The organism is Staphylococcus hsinchuensis (assembly GCF_038789205.1).
GTDB lineage: Bacteria > Bacillota > Bacilli > Staphylococcales > Staphylococcaceae > Staphylococcus > Staphylococcus hsinchuensis.
Window position 1 is genome coordinate 1 of the sequence record NZ_CP128355.1, and the last position, 17,335, is coordinate 17,335.

At 37.1% G+C, this 17,335-nt stretch carries 14 protein-coding genes, 2 tRNA genes and 2 rRNA genes; all 18 read right to left on the reverse strand.

Annotation, left to right across the window (positions count from 1 at the left end):
• A 23S ribosomal RNA gene (locus tag QQM35_RS00005) occupies positions 1 to 2,430 on the reverse strand.
• A 260-nt stretch (positions 2,431 to 2,690) separates the two neighbouring features.
• A 16S ribosomal RNA gene (locus QQM35_RS00010) occupies positions 2,691 to 4,240 on the reverse strand.
• The 16S and 23S rRNA genes sit together here with 2 tRNA genes alongside, the layout of an rRNA operon.
• A 137-nt stretch (positions 4,241 to 4,377) precedes the next feature.
• Positions 4,378 to 4,451, reverse strand: a tRNA-Gly gene (locus QQM35_RS00015).
• 25 nt (positions 4,452 to 4,476) lie between these two features.
• Positions 4,477 to 4,559, reverse strand: a tRNA-Leu gene (locus QQM35_RS00020).
• Between the two features lie 375 nt (positions 4,560 to 4,934).
• Positions 4,935 to 5,387, reverse strand: coding sequence for a SprT family protein (locus QQM35_RS00025; RefSeq protein ID WP_251518308.1), 453 nt, complete (start codon positions 5,385 to 5,387; stop codon positions 4,935 to 4,937).
• Positions 5,380 to 7,530, reverse strand: coding sequence for a Tex family protein (locus QQM35_RS00030; RefSeq protein WP_342610398.1), 2,151 nt, complete (start codon positions 7,528 to 7,530; stop codon positions 5,380 to 5,382). The genes QQM35_RS00025 and QQM35_RS00030 overlap by 8 nt, the downstream gene beginning before the upstream one ends.
• A 191-nt stretch (positions 7,531 to 7,721) precedes the next feature.
• Entirely contained in the window at positions 7,722 to 8,492 is a 771-nt protein-coding gene (gene sigB / locus QQM35_RS00035) for an RNA polymerase sigma factor SigB (protein WP_251519061.1), read from the reverse strand.
• Positions 8,467 to 8,949, reverse strand: coding sequence for an anti-sigma B factor RsbW (gene rsbW / locus QQM35_RS00040; protein WP_251518304.1), 483 nt, complete (start codon positions 8,947 to 8,949; stop codon positions 8,467 to 8,469). The genes sigB and rsbW overlap by 26 nt, the downstream gene beginning before the upstream one ends.
• Before the next feature lies 1 nt (position 8,950).
• Positions 8,951 to 9,277 carry an anti-sigma factor antagonist gene (locus QQM35_RS00045; RefSeq protein WP_251518302.1) on the reverse strand — a complete coding sequence of 109 codons (327 nt, stop codon included), beginning with the start codon at positions 9,275 to 9,277 and terminating at the stop codon, positions 8,951 to 8,953.
• 125 nt (positions 9,278 to 9,402) lie between these two features.
• The gene (locus tag QQM35_RS00050; protein WP_418128863.1) at positions 9,403 to 10,446 is read right to left on the reverse strand and encodes a SpoIIE family protein phosphatase; all 1,044 of its coding nucleotides are present in this window, start codon (positions 10,444 to 10,446) and stop codon (positions 9,403 to 9,405) included.
• 259 nt (positions 10,447 to 10,705) lie between these two features.
• Complete coding sequence (locus QQM35_RS00055) at positions 10,706 to 11,068, reverse strand: type II toxin-antitoxin system PemK/MazF family toxin (protein ID WP_251518298.1); 363 nt, start codon at positions 11,066 to 11,068, stop codon at positions 10,706 to 10,708.
• Entirely contained in the window at positions 11,065 to 11,235 is a 171-nt protein-coding gene (gene mazE, locus QQM35_RS00060) for a type II toxin-antitoxin system antitoxin MazE (protein WP_251518296.1), read from the reverse strand. Before mazE ends, QQM35_RS00055 begins: the two co-directional genes overlap by 4 nt.
• 85 nt (positions 11,236 to 11,320) lie before the next feature.
• On the reverse strand, positions 11,321 to 12,469 hold the full coding sequence (gene alr / locus QQM35_RS00065; RefSeq protein WP_342610399.1) for an alanine racemase: 1,149 nt from the start codon (positions 12,467 to 12,469) through the stop codon (positions 11,321 to 11,323).
• Positions 12,470 to 12,580: 111 nt separating this feature from the next.
• Positions 12,581 to 12,934: a holo-ACP synthase gene (acpS, locus tag QQM35_RS00070; RefSeq protein ID WP_251518292.1), complete on the reverse strand. Its 354-nt coding sequence runs from the start codon at positions 12,932 to 12,934 to the stop codon at positions 12,581 to 12,583.
• Between the two features lie 247 nt (positions 12,935 to 13,181).
• Positions 13,182 to 13,667 (reverse strand): PH domain-containing protein, encoded by a 486-nt coding sequence (locus QQM35_RS00075; RefSeq protein ID WP_251942651.1) that lies wholly within the window; start codon positions 13,665 to 13,667, stop codon positions 13,182 to 13,184.
• Positions 13,654 to 15,147 carry a PH domain-containing protein gene (locus QQM35_RS00080; RefSeq protein WP_342610400.1) on the reverse strand — a complete coding sequence of 498 codons (1,494 nt, stop codon included), beginning with the start codon at positions 15,145 to 15,147 and terminating at the stop codon, positions 13,654 to 13,656. The genes QQM35_RS00075 and QQM35_RS00080 overlap by 14 nt, the downstream gene beginning before the upstream one ends.
• Positions 15,137 to 15,616, reverse strand: coding sequence for a PH domain-containing protein (locus tag QQM35_RS00085; protein WP_251518287.1), 480 nt, complete (start codon positions 15,614 to 15,616; stop codon positions 15,137 to 15,139). Before QQM35_RS00085 ends, QQM35_RS00080 begins: the two co-directional genes overlap by 11 nt.
• Before the next feature lie 201 nt (positions 15,617 to 15,817).
• Complete coding sequence (cshA, locus tag QQM35_RS00090; RefSeq protein WP_251518286.1) at positions 15,818 to 17,320, reverse strand: degradosome RNA helicase CshA; 1,503 nt, start codon at positions 17,318 to 17,320, stop codon at positions 15,818 to 15,820.
• Positions 17,321 to 17,335 lie beyond the last annotated feature (15 nt).

Below are 17,335 nucleotides of genomic sequence, written 5' to 3' on the forward strand. Positions count from 1 at the left end.
GGAACCACCGGATCACTAAGTCCGTCTTTCGACCCTGCTCGACTTGTAGGTCTCGCAGTCAAGCTTCCTTATGCCTTTACACTCTATGAATGATTTCCAACCATTCTGAGGAAACCTTTGAGCGCCTCCGTTACTCTTTAGGAGGCGACCGCCCCAGTCAAACTGCCCATCTGACACTGTCTCCCACCATGATTAATGGTGCGGGTTAGAAATCCAACACAGCAAGGGTAGTATCCCACCAACGCCTCCACGTAAGCTAGCGCTCACGTTTCTAAGGCTCCTACCTATCCTGTACAAGCTGTGCCGAATTTCAATATCAGACTACAGTAAAGCTCCACGGGGTCTTTCCGTCCTGTCGCGGGTAACCTGCATCTTCACAGGTACTATGATTTCACCGAGTCTCTCGTTGAGACAGTGCCCAAATCGTTACGCCTTTCGTGCGGGTCGGAACTTACCCGACAAGGAATTTCGCTACCTTAGGACCGTTATAGTTACGGCCGCCGTTTACTGGGGCTTCGATTCGTGGCTTCGCAGAAGCTAACCACTCCTCTTAACCTTCCAGCACCGGGCAGGCGTCAGCCCCTATACATCACCTTACGGTTTAGCAGAGACCTGTGTTTTTGATAAACAGTCGCTTGGGCCTATTCACTGCGGCTCTCCTGGGCTTGCACCCTAAAGAGCACCCCTTCTCCCGAAGTTACGGGGTCATTTTGCCGAGTTCCTTAACGAGAGTTCGCTCGCTCACCTTAGAATTCTCATCTTGACTACCTGTGTCGGTTTGCGGTACGGGCACCAGTATTCTAGCTAGAGACTTTTCTTGGCAGTGTGAAATCAGCGACTCGAGGAAACAATTTCCTCTCCCCATCACAACTTGACCTTATGAGTTTCGGATTTGCCTAACACTCAGTCTTATTGTTTGGACGTGCACTCCAACAGCACGCTTCGCCTATCCTACTGCGTCCTCCCATCGCTTAAAACGAATCATGGTGGTACAGGAATATCAACCTGTTATCCATCGCCTACGCCTGTCGGCCTCAGCTTAGGACCCGACTAACCCAGAGCGGACGAGCCTTCCTCTGGAAACCTTAGTCAATCGGTGGACGGGATTCTCACCCGTCTTTCGCTACTCACACCGGCATTCTCACTTCTAAGCGCTCCACATGTCCTTGCGATCATGCTTCAACGCCCTTAGAACGCTCTCCTACCATTGTCCTACGGACAATCCACAGCTTCGGTAATATGTTTAGCCCCGGTACATTTTCGGCGCAGTGTCACTCGACTAGTGAGCTATTACGCACTCTTTAAATGATGGCTGCTTCTAAGCCAACATCCTAGTTGTCTGGGCAACGCCACATCCTTTTCCACTTAACATATATTTTGGGACCTTAGCTGGTGGTCTGGGCTGTTTCCCTTTCGAACACGGATCTTATCACTCGCGTTCTGACTCCCAAGTTAAATTGATTGGCATTCGGAGTTTGTCTGAATTCGGTAACCCGAGAAGGGCCCCTCGTCCAAACAGTGCTCTACCTCCAATAATCATCACTTGAGGCTAGCCCTAAAGCTATTTCGGAGAGAACCAGCTATCTCCAGGTTCGATTGGAATTTCTCCGCTACCCACAACTCATCCGCTCACTTTTCAACGTAAGTCGGTTCGGCCCTCCATTCAGTGTTACCTGAACTTCAGCCTGGTCATGGGTAGATCACCTGGTTTCGGGTCTACGACCAAATACTCAACGCCCTATTCAGACTCGCTTTCGCTACGGCTCCACATTTGCTACTTAACCTTGCATCAGATCGTAACTCGCCGGTTCATTCTACAAAAGGCACGCCATCACCCATTAACGGGCTCTGACTACTTGTAAGCACACGGTTTCAAGTTCTATTTCACTCCCCTTCCGGGGTACTTTTCACCTTTCCCTCACGGTACTGGTTCACTATCGGTCACTAGAGAGTATTTAGCCTTAGGAGATGGTCCTCCCAGATTCCGACGGAATTACACGTGCTCCGTCGTACTCAGGATCCACTCAAGAGTGAACAGATTTTCGACTACAGGATTATTACCTTCTCTGATGTAACTTTCCAGTTACTTCGTCTAATCTATTCTTTTCTAACTCCGTAGAGAGTGTCCTACAACCCCAATAAGCAAGCTCATTGGTTTGGGCTCTTCCCGTTTCGCTCGCCGCTACTCAGGGAATCGATTTTTCTTTCTCTTCCTGCGGGTACTAAGATGTTTCAGTTCTCCGCGTCTACCTTCGGATATGCTATGTATTCACATATCGATAACACGACATAACTCGTGTTGGGTTTCCCCATTCGGAAACCTCTGGATCACAGCTTACTTACAGCTCCCCAAAGCATATCGTCGTTAGTAACGTCCTTCATCGGCTTCTAGTGCCAAGGCATTCACCGTGCGCCCTTAATAACTTAATCTATGTTTTTAGTCAAAAGACTAAAAAGCAAACGTTATTAATCTGTGAGTGTTCTTTCGAACACTAGCGATTATTTTTGAATTCAAGCGTATACACGCTATTCACTCGGTTTTGCTTGGTAAAATCATTATTTTACTTATTTATCTAGTTTTCAATGTACAATCATTTGTTGAATACTCTGATGAGCATTCAAAACTGAATACAATATGTCAATGTTATTCCGTTTCATCTTCGTAGAAGATGTTCCGAATATATCCTTAGAAAGGAGGTGATCCAGCCGCACCTTCCGATACGGCTACCTTGTTACGACTTCACCCCAATCATTTGTCCCACCTTCGACGGCTAGCTCCAAAGGTTACTCCACCGGCTTCGGGTGTTACAAACTCTCGTGGTGTGACGGGCGGTGTGTACAAGACCCGGGAACGTATTCACCGTAGCATGCTGATCTACGATTACTAGCGATTCCAGCTTCATGTAGTCGAGTTGCAGACTACAATCCGAACTGAGAACAACTTTATGGGATTTGCTTGACCTCGCGGTTTAGCTGCCCTTTGTATTGTCCATTGTAGCACGTGTGTAGCCCAAATCATAAGGGGCATGATGATTTGACGTCATCCCCACCTTCCTCCGGTTTGTCACCGGCAGTCAGCCTAGAGTGCCCAACTTAATGATGGCAACTAAGCTTAAGGGTTGCGCTCGTTGCGGGACTTAACCCAACATCTCACGACACGAGCTGACGACAACCATGCACCACCTGTCACTTTGTCCCCCGAAGGGGAAAACTCTATCTCTAGAGCGATCAAAGGATGTCAAGATTTGGTAAGGTTCTTCGCGTTGCTTCGAATTAAACCACATGCTCCACCGCTTGTGCGGGTCCCCGTCAATTCCTTTGAGTTTCAACCTTGCGGTCGTACTCCCCAGGCGGAGTGCTTAATGCGTTAGCTGCAGCACTAAGGGGCGGAAACCCCCTAACACTTAGCACTCATCGTTTACAGCGTGGACTACCAGGGTATCTAATCCTGTTTGATCCCCACGCTTTCGCACATCAGCGTCAGTTGCAGACCAGAAAGTCGCCTTCGCCACTGGTGTTCCTCCATATCTCTGCGCATTTCACCGCTACACATGGAATTCCACTTTCCTCTTCTGCACTCAAGTTTTCCAGTTTCCAATGACCATCCACGGTTGAGCCGTGGGCTTTCACATCAGACTTAAAAAACCGCCTACGCGCGCTTTACGCCCAATAATTCCGGATAACGCTTGCCACCTACGTATTACCGCGGCTGCTGGCACGTAGTTAGCCGTGGCTTTCTGATTAGGTACCGTCAAGACGCGCACAGTTACTTACGCATTTGTTCTTCCCTAATAACAGAGCTTTACGATCCGAAGACCTTCATCACTCACGCGGCGTTGCTCCGTCAGGCTTTCGCCCATTGCGGAAGATTCCCTACTGCTGCCTCCCGTAGGAGTCTGGACCGTGTCTCAGTTCCAGTGTGGCCGATCACCCTCTCAGGTCGGCTACGTATCGTTGCCTTGGTAAGCCGTTACCTTACCAACTAGCTAATACGGCGCGGGTCCATCCATAATTGATAGCAAGGCCATCTTTCACTTTAGAACCATGCGGTTCTAAATGTTATCCGGCATTAGCCCCGGTTTCCCGGAGTTATTCCAGTCTTATGGGTAGGTTACCCACGTGATACTCACCCGTCCGCCGCTAACGTCAAAGGAGCAAGCTCCTTATCTGTTCGCTCGACTTGCATGTATTAGGCACGCCGCCAGCGTTCATCCTGAGCCAGGATCAAACTCTCCATAAAAATTTATGATGTTTGATTAGCTCATAATACTAAATGTGTTTCTTCAACACTTGTTAACAACTTTAAGTTGTAGTGTTTGGAATTAACGTTGACATATTGTCATTCAGTTTTCAATGTTCATTAAATATTATTTAAAATGGAGCGGGTGATGGGAATCGAACCCACAACATCAGCTTGGAAGGCTGAGGTTTTGCCATTAAACTACACCCGCATTATAAATTTGAATTGCTATTTGATGCGGCCGAGAGGATTTGAACCTCCACGGGATTACTCCCACTAGGCCCTCAACCTAGCGCGTCTGCCATTCCGCCACGACCGCTTGGCAAAACGGTTTATTTCCGATTACTGTATTTAACATTGTAAATTATTTGTAATGCAATGTCAATAATAAATTAAGATTTAATTAATAAATTTAATACTGCGTTAATCGAAGTTCATATTATTTTCGCAACGTTTTATATACTATAATATATTCAATCCAACGTCAATAGAAATTCACTAAAAAATTTGATTTTCTTTAAATTTCCTGTATTTAGCAGCAATTTTAACTTTTTAACTTTAATATTATTAACATTTTCGACTATCCATTATTAATATATCTAAAATCCCAAGAAATTCTACACATAAAATTACCGCAATTTGTTCTGCGATTTAAAGAACAAATTACGGTTACCTAATAATATTAATTAATGAACTATTTTATATTGAATTCTTTGAGTCTTCCTCCACATTTACCACATACCATTTTTTTAACATTCACTTTGCGTATTCTATATGCTTTCGTACCACATTGAAGACATTGATACATATAATTTACACGATCTTCGTATTTTTCAGTAGGTGTACAATACCTAGGTGCACCCACTTGTTTACTTAATTTTTTAAAGTCTTGATCTCGATGTTGGTACCCTTTGTTTTGTAAATGAAGATGATAATGGCATAGCTCATGTAATACAACTTGAACAATGGCATCTTTTCCAAAATGTTCATACTGTTTATAGTTAATCTCAATGTTATGACTTTTTAAAAGATAGCGTCCCCCAGTAGTTCGCAAGCGTTTATTAAAATATGCTTGATGTTTAAAAGGCAGGCTAAAGTAATCTTTCGACAATGTTTCAGTCATCTGTTGCAAGTCTTCATTATTCATTTGGATCAATCATTGTGAGTGAAACTTTGCCTTTCTTTTCATCAATATCAAGTATCCAAACGTCCACGATATCACCAACACTAACAACATCCATTGGGTTTTTAACAAATTTCTTTGATAATTTCGAAACGTGTACTAAACCATCTTGTTTCACACCAATATCAACAAAAGCACCAAAGTCCACGACATTTCGAACGGTTCCACTTAATTTCATATTTTTAGATAAATCTTCTATAGAAAGTACATCTGACTTTAAAATTGGTGTTTCAAATGCATCACGTGGATCGCGATTCGGTGCAATCAATGACTTAATAATATCTTCTAACGTAGGTTCACCGATATTGAGCTTTTCAGCTGTTTCTTTAATATCTAATTGATTTAATGCTTTTTTCAAATTGTCTGTACCTAAATCATCGCCATTCATATTAATTGCATTCAATAATGTATAAGTCGCTTCATAACTTTCAGGGTGTATAGATGTATTATCTAAAGGTTCACTACCTTCTACAATTCTCAAGAACCCTATACTTTGTTCAAATGTTTTAGCGCCTAGACGTTTTACTTTTGCGATCTCTTTATTATGCTTAATTGCTCCATTTTCTTCTCGATAGTCGATAATATTTTGGGCAATGCTGTTTGATAGACCTGATACATATTGTAATAATGATTTCGAAGCAGTATTTACATCAACACCTACTTGGTTTACGGCTGTTTCTACTACGAATGTAAGTGCACCTTCTAACGATTTCTGGTTTACATCGTGTTGATATTGACCGACACCAATTGATTTAGGGTCGATCTTAACCAATTCACTTAATGGGTCTTGTACCCTTCTACCAATTGATACAGCACTTCGCTCTTCTACTTGAAAATCAGGAAATTCATTACGCGCAATTTCTGAAGCTGAATAAACTGATGCACCCGCTTCATTGACAATAATAAATTGTATATCAAGATTATGTTTCTGTATCATAGAAGCTACGAATTGTTCAGACTCTCGACTTGCTGTTCCATTACCAATAGCTACAAGTTCAACATCGTAGTCTTTAACAAATTGTAAGAAAGTCTGTTCTGCTTCTGCCTTTTTGTTTACTGGCGGATGTGGATACATCACGCCTTTAGCAACAAATGTACCAAAGGGATTAATTACAGCTAATTTGCATCCTGTTCGAAATGCTGGATCTACGCCTAATATTTGTTTACCTTGCATTGGTGGTTGCAATAATAAATTTCTTAAGTTTTCACTAAAGACATCAATTGCATGATCTTCAGCTTTTTTCGTTAAATCTGCTCTGATTTCTCTCTCGATTGATGGCATGATTAATCGTTTTAAACTATCTTTAATTGCATTCGAAATCACTTCTGTACCTTCATGTTGCGTGGTAATTTCATTTTTGCGGATAAAGTTCTCGATGCCTTGAGTATCCATATCAATTTTCACTGTTAAAACTTTTTCTTTTTCCCCACGGTTAACGGCTAACACTCGATGGTTAGCAATTTTCTTAATAGGCTCTGCATAATCGTAATACATAGCATAGGTTTCTAACTCGTCTTCGGCTTTCTTTTTCTTTTGCGTAACGATTTGTCCGTGTTGATACGTATCCTTCAAAATCTTTTCACGGTATTTCGGTTCATCTGAAACGTTTTCCGCAATGATGTCTTGTGCGCCTTGGATTGCATCGTTAATTGTTTCTACTTCCTCATTTAAGAATTGTTGTGCTTTGTGCTCGATTGATTGTTCTAATTTCGGTTGTGTTAACCATTTAGCAAGTGGTTCTAGACCCTTACGCTTCGCTTCAGTAGCACGTGTTTTTTTCTTTTGTTTGTATGGACGATATAAATCTTCTACACGTTGCAGTTTAGTTTGTTTTAAAATATCTGCTTTTAGGTCATCCGTTAACAAACCTTGTTCATCAATACTGTTAATCACTTCGTCTTTACGTTTTTGAAGATTCACCATATATTGATATTCATCATTTATTTTTTTAATTTCAACTTCATCGAGGCCACCAGTTTGTTCTTTTCTATAACGTGCTATAAATGGCACTGTGTTCTTCTCTTCTAGCAGTGATAATACTGCTTTAATTTGTTGCGTCGAAAAGTTGTATTGATTATTTATAGATTGTATTAAATTACTATCCATAGTCTCCTCCGCTCGTTTCTTTCAAAATTAATGATACTAAAATATTTTAACATATATATTACATAGAATTGATTATAATAACCACAAACGCTTTGTGACTTTAGATGAAAAACAGGCGACTTCTATTTATTAGAAGTCGCCTTTAACATCTCATTTAATAACGAAGCATTTGTTATATAAATTTGTATTGATTATTTATTTGCTGCTTCTTGTAATTTTTTTATCGCTGTTCTTTGAAGTCTTGAAACATGCATTTGACTTAAACCTATACGTTCACCTGTTTCTTTTTGACTTAAGCCCTCAATAAATGTACATTGAATAATTTGTCTCTCTCGCTCTGTTAAAATTGGTAATATTTTCTCTAGAATCATTCGTTTCTCTGTTAAGTCATAATTGTGATCTTGTTGACCCATGATGTCTAACAATGTAACCGTTGAACCATCTTTATCAGCTTCGATTGAATGATCAACGCTTAAAGCATTGTAACTTTGACCCATTTCCATTGCTTCAAGAACATCCTCATCGTTAACTTCTAATCTATCCGCAATTTCTTCAATTGAAGGTGATCGTTCCAACTCGTTCGTGAGTTCATCACTTACCTTCTTTATACGTGGACCAATTTCTTTAATTCTTCTAGGTACATGTACACTCCAAGTTTTATCGCGTAAATATCTTTTGATTTCTCCAATGACAGTAGGAACTAAAAAGGCTTCAAACTTTCTATCGAAGGATAAGTCAAAACGGTTAATAGCACCTATTAAGCCTACCATACCAACCTGAACTAAATCCTCATGATGTGACTGACCCTTTGAATATTTATAAGCTAATGATTCAATAAGTTTTCTATAATGTTTCACTAGCTTCTCTTGAGCATCAGTATTCTCATTATTTTGTTGTTCTTTAATCCATTGATTAATTTGTTCAGGTGATACATCATTAACTGATTTCGACTCTTTCGCCATCATTTCGCACCTGCTCTTTTTTAATATACTTTATCATGCTTATTGTTACCCCAGATCGTTTATCTACTGTAACTTCGTCCATGAGAGATTCAATTAAGAATAAACCGAGGCCACCTTCTCTTAAGAAATCGATATTTTCATCTTCTTGGTAGGGTCCTAATTGTGCTTTCGTTTCTTCATAATCAAAGCTTTCACCTTGATCAGAAATTATAATTTTTATTTTGTCATCGAAAATTTCAAAGCAAAGGTTAATCATACCTTGACGTTCAGAATCTTCTTTGTATGCATGTTTAACAGCATTCGTTACCGCTTCACTCACTGCAATTTTAGCATCTTCTATATCGTCGTATGTAGCACCCGCTCGTGTAAACACACCAGATAAAGTAAGTCTGATTAAACTTACGTATTCCGCAGTTGCTGGCAAACGCATTTCAATATAATCTTGTTTTTGTTGCATGTTATTCAACCTCCGTTCCTTCATTAACATGCATCAAGTCTTTTAAGCCTGTTATATCAAATAATCGGCTAATACGATCAGAAACGCCAAGTATATATAACTCTTTATCGTGTTGGTTCAATGCTTTTAAAGTACCGACAAATAATCCAAGACCCGTTGAATCTAAATAACTTACATTTTCTAAATTTACATAGATGTCATGTGTACCTTCTTGTCGCATCGGAACTAAGACTTCCTCTAACTCTGGAACAGTGTAAACGTCAAGTTCACCTGCAACTTTGACATTGTAATGTGTATCATGACGCTCTGTTTCAATATTAAGTTTCATACAAATACACTCCTAATTTTAGTCTCATTCACATCTTCTATACCCGTAAAATTTAAAACTAACCTTGAGCTATAAACAAAAATAATTTGTTTTAAAATAGCTAAATTATGTTATAAGTTTAACGATTAATTCACTCTCTTAATGATTAATATTGTTAAATCATCTCTTTTTTCGGGATTTTGTATTTTTAATATTTCCTCATATAGCAATTGAACAATGTCCTGTGGATGCATATGTTTATACTTATGAATCATATCTAAAAGATAGGATTTATCTAAAAATTCTCCAGCCTCATTTCTAACTTCCGTAACACCGTCAGTAAAAATGATAACAAAATCATCTATATAAATTGGTATCTCTTGTTGCTTATAACGTGTTTGTTGGCTTACACCTAATACTCTACCTCTAACACTAATTTCTTCGAACTCCTGAGTATCTGCTCTATAGATATAACCAGGCTCGTGTCCTGCTGAACTACAATAGAGTAAATGGTTGAGTTCTTCATATAATCCGTAAAACATTGTCACGAACATATTTTGGTTAACATTTTTCTCAACAACACGGTTTAATCGCTTTAACCCATCACTAGGCAATTGTGAGTGACCATAAGAATCCATGCCGAATTTAATCATACTCATCGCGAGGGCAGCGGGAATTCCTTTACCAATGACATCTGCAACAGCGAAACTCATCGTCCCATCTTTATGATCTATTAAGTTGAAATAATCGCCACTAACCTTTTGAGCTGCGACTGAAATAACACCGATCTGTATGCTATCAAATTGAGGAATTTCTGTTTTTAACATTGTTTGTTGAAGTCTTGACGCTAAATCGATTTCTTTATCATGATATTGCATTCGATCGACAAGTTGTTGATAATCTCTGTAGTTATAACCAAAGCCACTTGTGATTTCTTTAAGCACATCGAAAGTCTTTAAAATTGAAGCTCTATCTAAATCTAACTTTTGAACATAGCTTTTATGGATTTCTACAATATCTTCTGGTAGAAGGTCTTTTTTAATAACTTCATTAGTAAAATGTTCAACTTTTTTCAATAGATCTGAACTGTCTTTCGAATGTAAACTTTCATCAATTAGCGCTTTATATTGATTTTCGAACTCTTTCACGTGGTTTTTCCTCCTCAAAATGCAAATATAAATCGCATACATCGATTTGATATATAATGCAAATTCTTAAACTAAATTATAATTTAGTTATTCAAAAGTAAATTAAATTAAAAAAGCTTTAGGATCCCCTAAAGCTTTTCAACTTAGATATCCTATTAAAAGGCTTATTATCACAAAAATTGAAAGGTTGTGATTTTAATATAATCACATTATTATGTGTAATTATTTGCGTGTTGCATACTATTGCAAATCGATGTCTATAACCATTATTTTATTAATGTTATTACTCAATTAATAAAAACTATGTGCGTGAATTTCTAACATTATGTAATCCTAAACTAATGTCAATAGCATTATTGACTTCTACCATCTTAGCATCGGAAAGATATGTTAATTTTTCTTTCAATCTATTCTTATCTAAAGTTCTGATTTGTTCCAGTAAAATAACGGAATCTTTATCAAGCTTATATTTACTTTTTTCTATTTCAACATGTGTAGGTATCTTAGCTTTATTGATCCTACCTGTAATTGCCGCCACAATTACGGTAGGACTATATTTATTACCAGTATCATTCTGAATAATGACGACAGGCCTAATCCCTCCTTGTTCAGACCCTTGGACTGGCGATAAATCCGCTAAATAAACGTCTCCTCTTCTCATCATTCATTGTTATTCTTTGAACTGAGATAAAGTTCATTGCAATCACAAGCTTCACATTCGAATGGGAAAGCTTCTGCTGCAAGGGAGAGATTTAAATCAGCCATTTGAGAATAGCCTTCTTTAAGTAATTGTTCCATACTATGATTTCTGTTCTGCGTGATACTTACCATGAATAAGACCTCCATGAGACTAAAATAGAATAGGAATAGTTAATTGTTAAGTTAATAATAACAAAATTTTCATACAGTGACTATACTATTTTAACAATTCATTACGAATTTCAGTTTCCTCAGTCCCATGATAGACACGTGGAAGCCTTCTACTTAAACGGCATAGCACTTCATAATTAATCGTCTGTTGTTGATGTGCAAGCGCTTCAGCAGATTGTTCACTGTTTCGGTGATGGTCCATAATTATTACTGGATCATTAGCTTCTACTGCTTCAGGAATTTTAATAATAATTTGATCCATACATACTTTTCCTATAACTTCGCATTGATGTCCATCTACATTTACTTTAAATCCTGACATGAGTCTAGGATACCCGTCAGCATATCCTACCGGTACAATACCTATCTTTGTAGGTTCATCTGCAGTGTAAACCCCGCCATAACTAACGGACTCACCTTCTTTTAAATATTTAGTTTGAACTACTTCACTTACCCATTGGGCACTCGGTTTCAAATGAACCTTTACGTTGTCTCGAACATAGTTTGAAGGATAATAACCATATAGAGATATGCCTAATCTAATGGCATTACAATATTGTAAATCTTTCATCAAGGCACCAGCAGAGTTTTGTGTATGAATATAAAGAGGCTTTTCAGCTTGCTCAACAATGGATTCGAACTTATCTTGTTGATTATTCATTGATTCACCCGGTTCATCTGCACTCGCAAAATGCGTAAAGACGCCTTCAAATATAAGATGCTCATGTTCATGAATTAAATCAATCACCTGTTGATACTCATCTACATCTTTCACACCTAATCTACCCATACCTGTATCTAACTTAATATGTAACCATAAGTCCTTTTCATTATTTTCAGGCATTTCATTGATAGCTTGCTCTAACCAAGTTAACGAAGGTACCGTTACTGCGATACGGTGTTGTAACGCTTTTCTAATATCATATGTAGGCACAACTCCCAATATTAATAATTGAGCATTCACCCCATGCATACGTAATTCAATCGCTTCATCTAAGGTAGCAACAGCAAAGAAATTCGCCCCAACATCCATTAGATGCCTTGCAATCGCTAAGCTTCCTAGCCCATAGCCGTTCGCTTTAACAACAGGCATTACAGTCTTATTAGGATGTAACTTCTGGAATAATTGAAAGTTCGATGCAATTGCATTGAGATCCACGTTGACGTACGATGCTCTATAATATTTATCAGACATATTGACATACCTCCTATAACTGTCAAAGACGCTTCCATCACGATTTATTATATTCTATTCTAAATCAAACCGCGAAATGAACAAAATAAAAAGATTATAGTATCTTATTTATCATGTTTCTTCTATGATTACCTGGCTCATTGCATAATGTTCAGTGTGTGTAATACTGACATGAACTTTATAACCTTCATAATCAATGTTAGGTTTACCAAGTTCATTGTTATAACAATTGATTTCATTCATAGCAATGGACTGACCTAACCCTGTGCCAACCGCTTTACTAAATGCTTCTTTCGTCGCAAAACGACCTGCTAAAAATTCAATTTTTCGTTGCTTATTATTAATTTCATTGAATTTCAGTTCTTCCTGTTCTGTAAGTATACGTTTTACTAATTTATGCTGTCGTTGATACAATTGCTGAATTCTTTCAATTTCTACTAAATCAATTCCAATTCCGTAAATCATTACAAACTCCTCACTTATAAATAAACACACGAGTGATTTATTTAGTGTGTGTGCAACTAAAGTAGAAGTCACAGACTTTTTATTAACTAGGCAGTAAATAGCAAACTTGAAAATACACTTATATCGAGTTTTTTCAATCCTAGTCATCCTTGCCGGGTTGGGACTACGAAATCTCTATTAAAAAATTCGATTTCTGTCCCACTCCCTAAATTAATTATCTATCACTCGTGCGAAAATATAATTCAATTTATCTTTCTCTATCCCTATTCATTTGTTTTATTGTTCGTTTAATGTTTGAAGCTTGCTTTTTATTGATTAACTTAATTTCGATAGTACCACCAGCCGTGGATAACGTTAAATTAGTTAACTTATGCTTTCTCATCAATAAACCTTCAAAACTATCAATATTTTGAATTCTGAAGATAGGTACCTTTACTTCCTCTACAAACCAAACGCCTCTTTTAACGATGACTTCGTGATCATTAATTTTATATCGGAATATTTTATATTTTACTTTAGGTACGATGATAACCCAAACGATTATACTGACTAATGCTGCACAACCACCTATGACGAGATACCATGTATGGGCAGACTTTGAAAGTAGATTTAACCAAAGGCTATCCACGATAAATAATATAGCTGCTACCAACAATAAAATGACAATCGTTATTAAGGCTGAAATACGCATCACTTTCACACCAGAAGGTTCCATATAATTATATTGAGTCATAATCTACTCCTTTCAAATACCACTCTCGTAACATTTCAACTTCACTTTCATTAATATAATCCAAACCAATATATTCACTTCCCATTCCTTTAGCAATAATGAAGTTGAAGTTCGCCAAGTCACTTTTTTCTGAAATTGGTGTCGTATTTATTTCCAACCCTAATAAATTATCATGCTTCAAATAACTGTTTTTATAACCAAATAAAGTCACTTTTCGCACAGCCAACTCATTTTTAAATAGTTCAAGTCCTGATTGTTTAACTACAATAATACTCTGCAAGATTAAGTAAATAATTAAAATTGCTGCTAAAATAAATATCCATGGTTGCCAAAAGTAATTTATGATTTCAGCAATAACTAAAATAACAACTGATTGAACCCAAAAATGTTTATGGTAACTACGCCATGGCTTACCTTTTCTTGTATCCTTAAACGCCATTTGTGGTATTAATTTGGCAAGAATGTCATATGCCTGGCGTTTATGAATGAATGGTAATATCATAACATTTCCTTCTGCGGTCGCTTCATTATCTGACGAAAGATCATTATCATCACTAGTAATTAGAAATTGGATAGATGTATAACCTAATAATGCTCTGATAAATGATTGTTTTTCTATAACTGCTTGCACGCGGTCTGTTGGAACAGTAATATTTTTAATATTAAGTAAACCGTACTTTATATGAAGTTGGTTACCTTGTCGCGTGAGCGTATAATTATAGTATCGAATGACAACTAAAATGGCGCCACATATATAACTTAAAATTAACAGTCCAATTAAAAACAAAATTACTTTCAGTAAAATTGAAGAAGATAAGCTCCCTAAAACAGTTCCCAACCAATGCCAAGGAAAATGATCTGAAAATGCCCCTACAATCGGAGATAAAGTTACAAAAGTCACACCAATTGCGCCACTCGTCATCGACATGGTTAACAATTCTTTGAAGTTAAGTTGATACATATGTGTTTGTTGTGATTGGTGTTCTAGATTTTCAACACGTTGCGCTTTTACTTCCCCTTTATCTTCTAAAGCTTTCTGTCTATCGATAATTGACTCTCTAATCAACTGGCTTTGTTGCTTAGTAACCGTTTCTAAATTGATGCCATCACTTGGGGTTTTTATATGTAATTCTACCCCGTTAACAATCTGACTTAATAAACCTTGTGAAGTTTCCATAGATTGTATACGTCGAATATTTAACTCTTTTTTCGATTTTGAAAATACACCTGTTTGTAATATAAAATGATCATCTTCAATCCAATAACGTGTGTTATATATCTTTACGCCCTGATATATCGATACAATCAATAGAAACCCAAGATAAATACCTGGGAAAATATAATTTTGTAAATTTGTAAAATCAAAGCTTCTTAAATTAAATAAACTAAAAATGATAATGAAGACAATATTTTGTTTAATCACGTTAATTAAACCCGAAAGGTATGAAATAGGATGTAGCTTTTGAGGTCTAGACATCATAATCAGCTCCTCTCAGGTATTGTAAAATTTCGGTTTCTAACCGGTCTACCTCATCATTTTTCATTAATGGTAGTACTATCACATGTCCTGCTGTTAACATAGTAACTTGAGACAGTTGCATCTTACTTAAAATAGGATTACTCTTCCTTTCTATGTATTGGATACGTTCAAATTTCATAATTTCTTTCCTTTTAAAGAACAAGCCATTTTTCACTTCAATGATCGGGTTTGACACTTTGTAATAAGCATATCGATATTTGATCCATGGCCGAAATATCAATAAGAGAATTTCCAACAAGATTAGACCACTAAATAGATAAATCAGTCCATGCCACCAGTTAAATAATTGCCATAAATATATAAAAAATACGAGTACAATAATGCCAAAAGCACTATTAAACAAACGTGTTATGTAATGATAATAAAGTGCTTGTTTCGGGCTTTTATACATTGTTGAATCACTTAGCATTAGGCCACTCCTCTATAGTTTTGATTAATTATAACATAACATTTATATTTAATTTGTCTATCCTTTTTTATAGCTAATTATAAACTTAATATAAAACAAATATCGTGATATAAAAACACCAAAAACCCTTCACATGCATCTGTGAAGGGTTAGAATTTTTTCGTAACAGCTCAAATTAAATGAGCATATTAAAGTATTTAATTATTTCTGATGATCAGCAAATGTACGACCTTTCATCGACTTTTTATTATTTTTTCTGTCTGATGAACGATCATTTTTCTTTTTATTATTGTAACCGCCTTTACCGCGACGATTTTTATTATCAAATTTATTGCCACGTTTATGATTACCACGTTTCGGTCCTTTACTTTGACGATTTTTACGTGATAAAGGCTTTTCAAATGTTAATTGAACATCAACATCATCATTTGATTCAACTAATTCTTGAAGTAATGATGCAATTAATTCTGTCTCATTATATTCTTCAAGTAATTCTGTCGCAATACGTTGTAAACGAGGTTCGCTATCTTTTAACATCCAGTCTTTTACTTTACCTTTAATGTCATTTTCGCGCGCTTTTAATACTTCTTTACGATGTGGTGGTCTTAAAGCTTGCATTTGACGATTGTTAGAATGTTCAATTTGTCTAATATAATCCATTTCAATCGGATTAACGAAAGTAATCGCAATGCCTTCTTTACCAGCACGGCCAGTACGACCGATCCTGTGCGTATAACTTTCAGTATCTTGAGGGATATCGAAATTGTATACGTGGCTGACACCTGAAATATCAAGTCCTCTTGCAGCTACGTCTGTTGCAACTAATATATCAAGTTGATCGTTTTTGAACTTTTTCAATACTTCTAAACGTTTAGCTTGAGTAATATCCCCGTGTAAACCTTCAGCTTTATATCCTTTAGAAATTAATGCACTTGTTAATTCATCAACACGACGTTTTGTCCGTCCGAACACAATTGCTAAATCAGGTTGATGAACATCTAAGAAATTTGTAAATGTATCGAACTTCTCAAGTTCTTTCACAATAGTGTAGAATTCTTCTATTTGTGGGTTAGAATTTTCATTGTTCATTGTTTTAACAATTTGAGGTGATTTCATAAATTGTTGAACTAATGTTTGAATGGCTTTTGGCATCGTCGCTGAAAATAGCATTGTTTGTCTTTGTGAAGCTGGAATCTTGTCCATAATGAATTTCATATCGTCAATGAAGCCCATGTTCATCATTTCATCCGCTTCATCTAATATTAATGTTTTAATATCATTTGTTTTAAGTGTGCGACGGTTTAAATGGTCTATTACACGACCAGGTGTACCCACAACGATTTGAGGTCCTTTTTTAAGGGCTTTGATTTGACGGTCTATAGGCATGCCCCCAAATACTGTAACAACTTGTACATTTTGCCCTTTACTAAATTCTTTGATTGACTCAGCAACTTGCATAGCCAATTCACGTGTTGGAGCTAAAATTAATGCTTGAACGCCAGTTGTTCCAACGACTTTTTCGATTAATGGTATACCAAACGCACCTGTTTTACCTGTCCCAGTTTGCGCTTGACCAAGAACATCTTTGCCTTCTAAGGCAAGAGGGATACTATCTTTTTGTATCGGAGTGGCTTCTGTAAACCCGATTGATTCTAGGGTTTCTGCCAACTTGTCCGAGATCCCTAATTCTTTAAAATTTTGCAATATAATTCTCCTTTA

Bases quoted from the DNA above. Each gene is read 5' to 3' on its own strand.
- rsbW (WP_251518304.1), bottom strand. From the start codon at position 8,949: ATGCAACAAAAACAAGATTATATTGAAATGCGTTTGCCAGCAACTGCG.
- QQM35_RS00050 (WP_418128863.1), bottom strand. From the start codon at position 10,446: ATGTATGCGATTTATATTTGCATTTTGAGGAGGAAAAACCACGTGAAA.
- sigB (WP_251519061.1), bottom strand. From the start codon at position 8,492: ATGGCGAAAGAGTCGAAATCAGTTAATGATGTATCACCTGAACAAATT.
- QQM35_RS00075 (WP_251942651.1), bottom strand. From the start codon at position 13,667: ATGACTCAATATAATTATATGGAACCTTCTGGTGTGAAAGTGATGCGT.
- mazE (WP_251518296.1), bottom strand. From the start codon at position 11,235: ATGGTAAGTATCACGCAGAACAGAAATCATAGTATGGAACAATTACTT.
- alr (WP_342610399.1), bottom strand. From the start codon at position 12,469: ATGTCTGATAAATATTATAGAGCATCGTACGTCAACGTGGATCTCAAT.
- QQM35_RS00085 (WP_251518287.1), bottom strand. From the start codon at position 15,616: ATGCTAAGTGATTCAACAATGTATAAAAGCCCGAAACAAGCACTTTAT.
- QQM35_RS00025 (WP_251518308.1), bottom strand. From the start codon at position 5,387: ATGAATAATGAAGACTTGCAACAGATGACTGAAACATTGTCGAAAGAT.
- QQM35_RS00030 (WP_342610398.1), bottom strand. From the start codon at position 7,530: ATGGATAGTAATTTAATACAATCTATAAATAATCAATACAACTTTTCG.
- QQM35_RS00080 (WP_342610400.1), bottom strand. From the start codon at position 15,147: ATGATGTCTAGACCTCAAAAGCTACATCCTATTTCATACCTTTCGGGT.
- acpS (WP_251518292.1), bottom strand. From the start codon at position 12,934: ATGATTTACGGAATTGGAATTGATTTAGTAGAAATTGAAAGAATTCAG.
- QQM35_RS00055 (WP_251518298.1), bottom strand. From the start codon at position 11,068: ATGATGAGAAGAGGAGACGTTTATTTAGCGGATTTATCGCCAGTCCAA.
- QQM35_RS00045 (WP_251518302.1), bottom strand. From the start codon at position 9,277: ATGAAACTTAATATTGAAACAGAGCGTCATGATACACATTACAATGTC.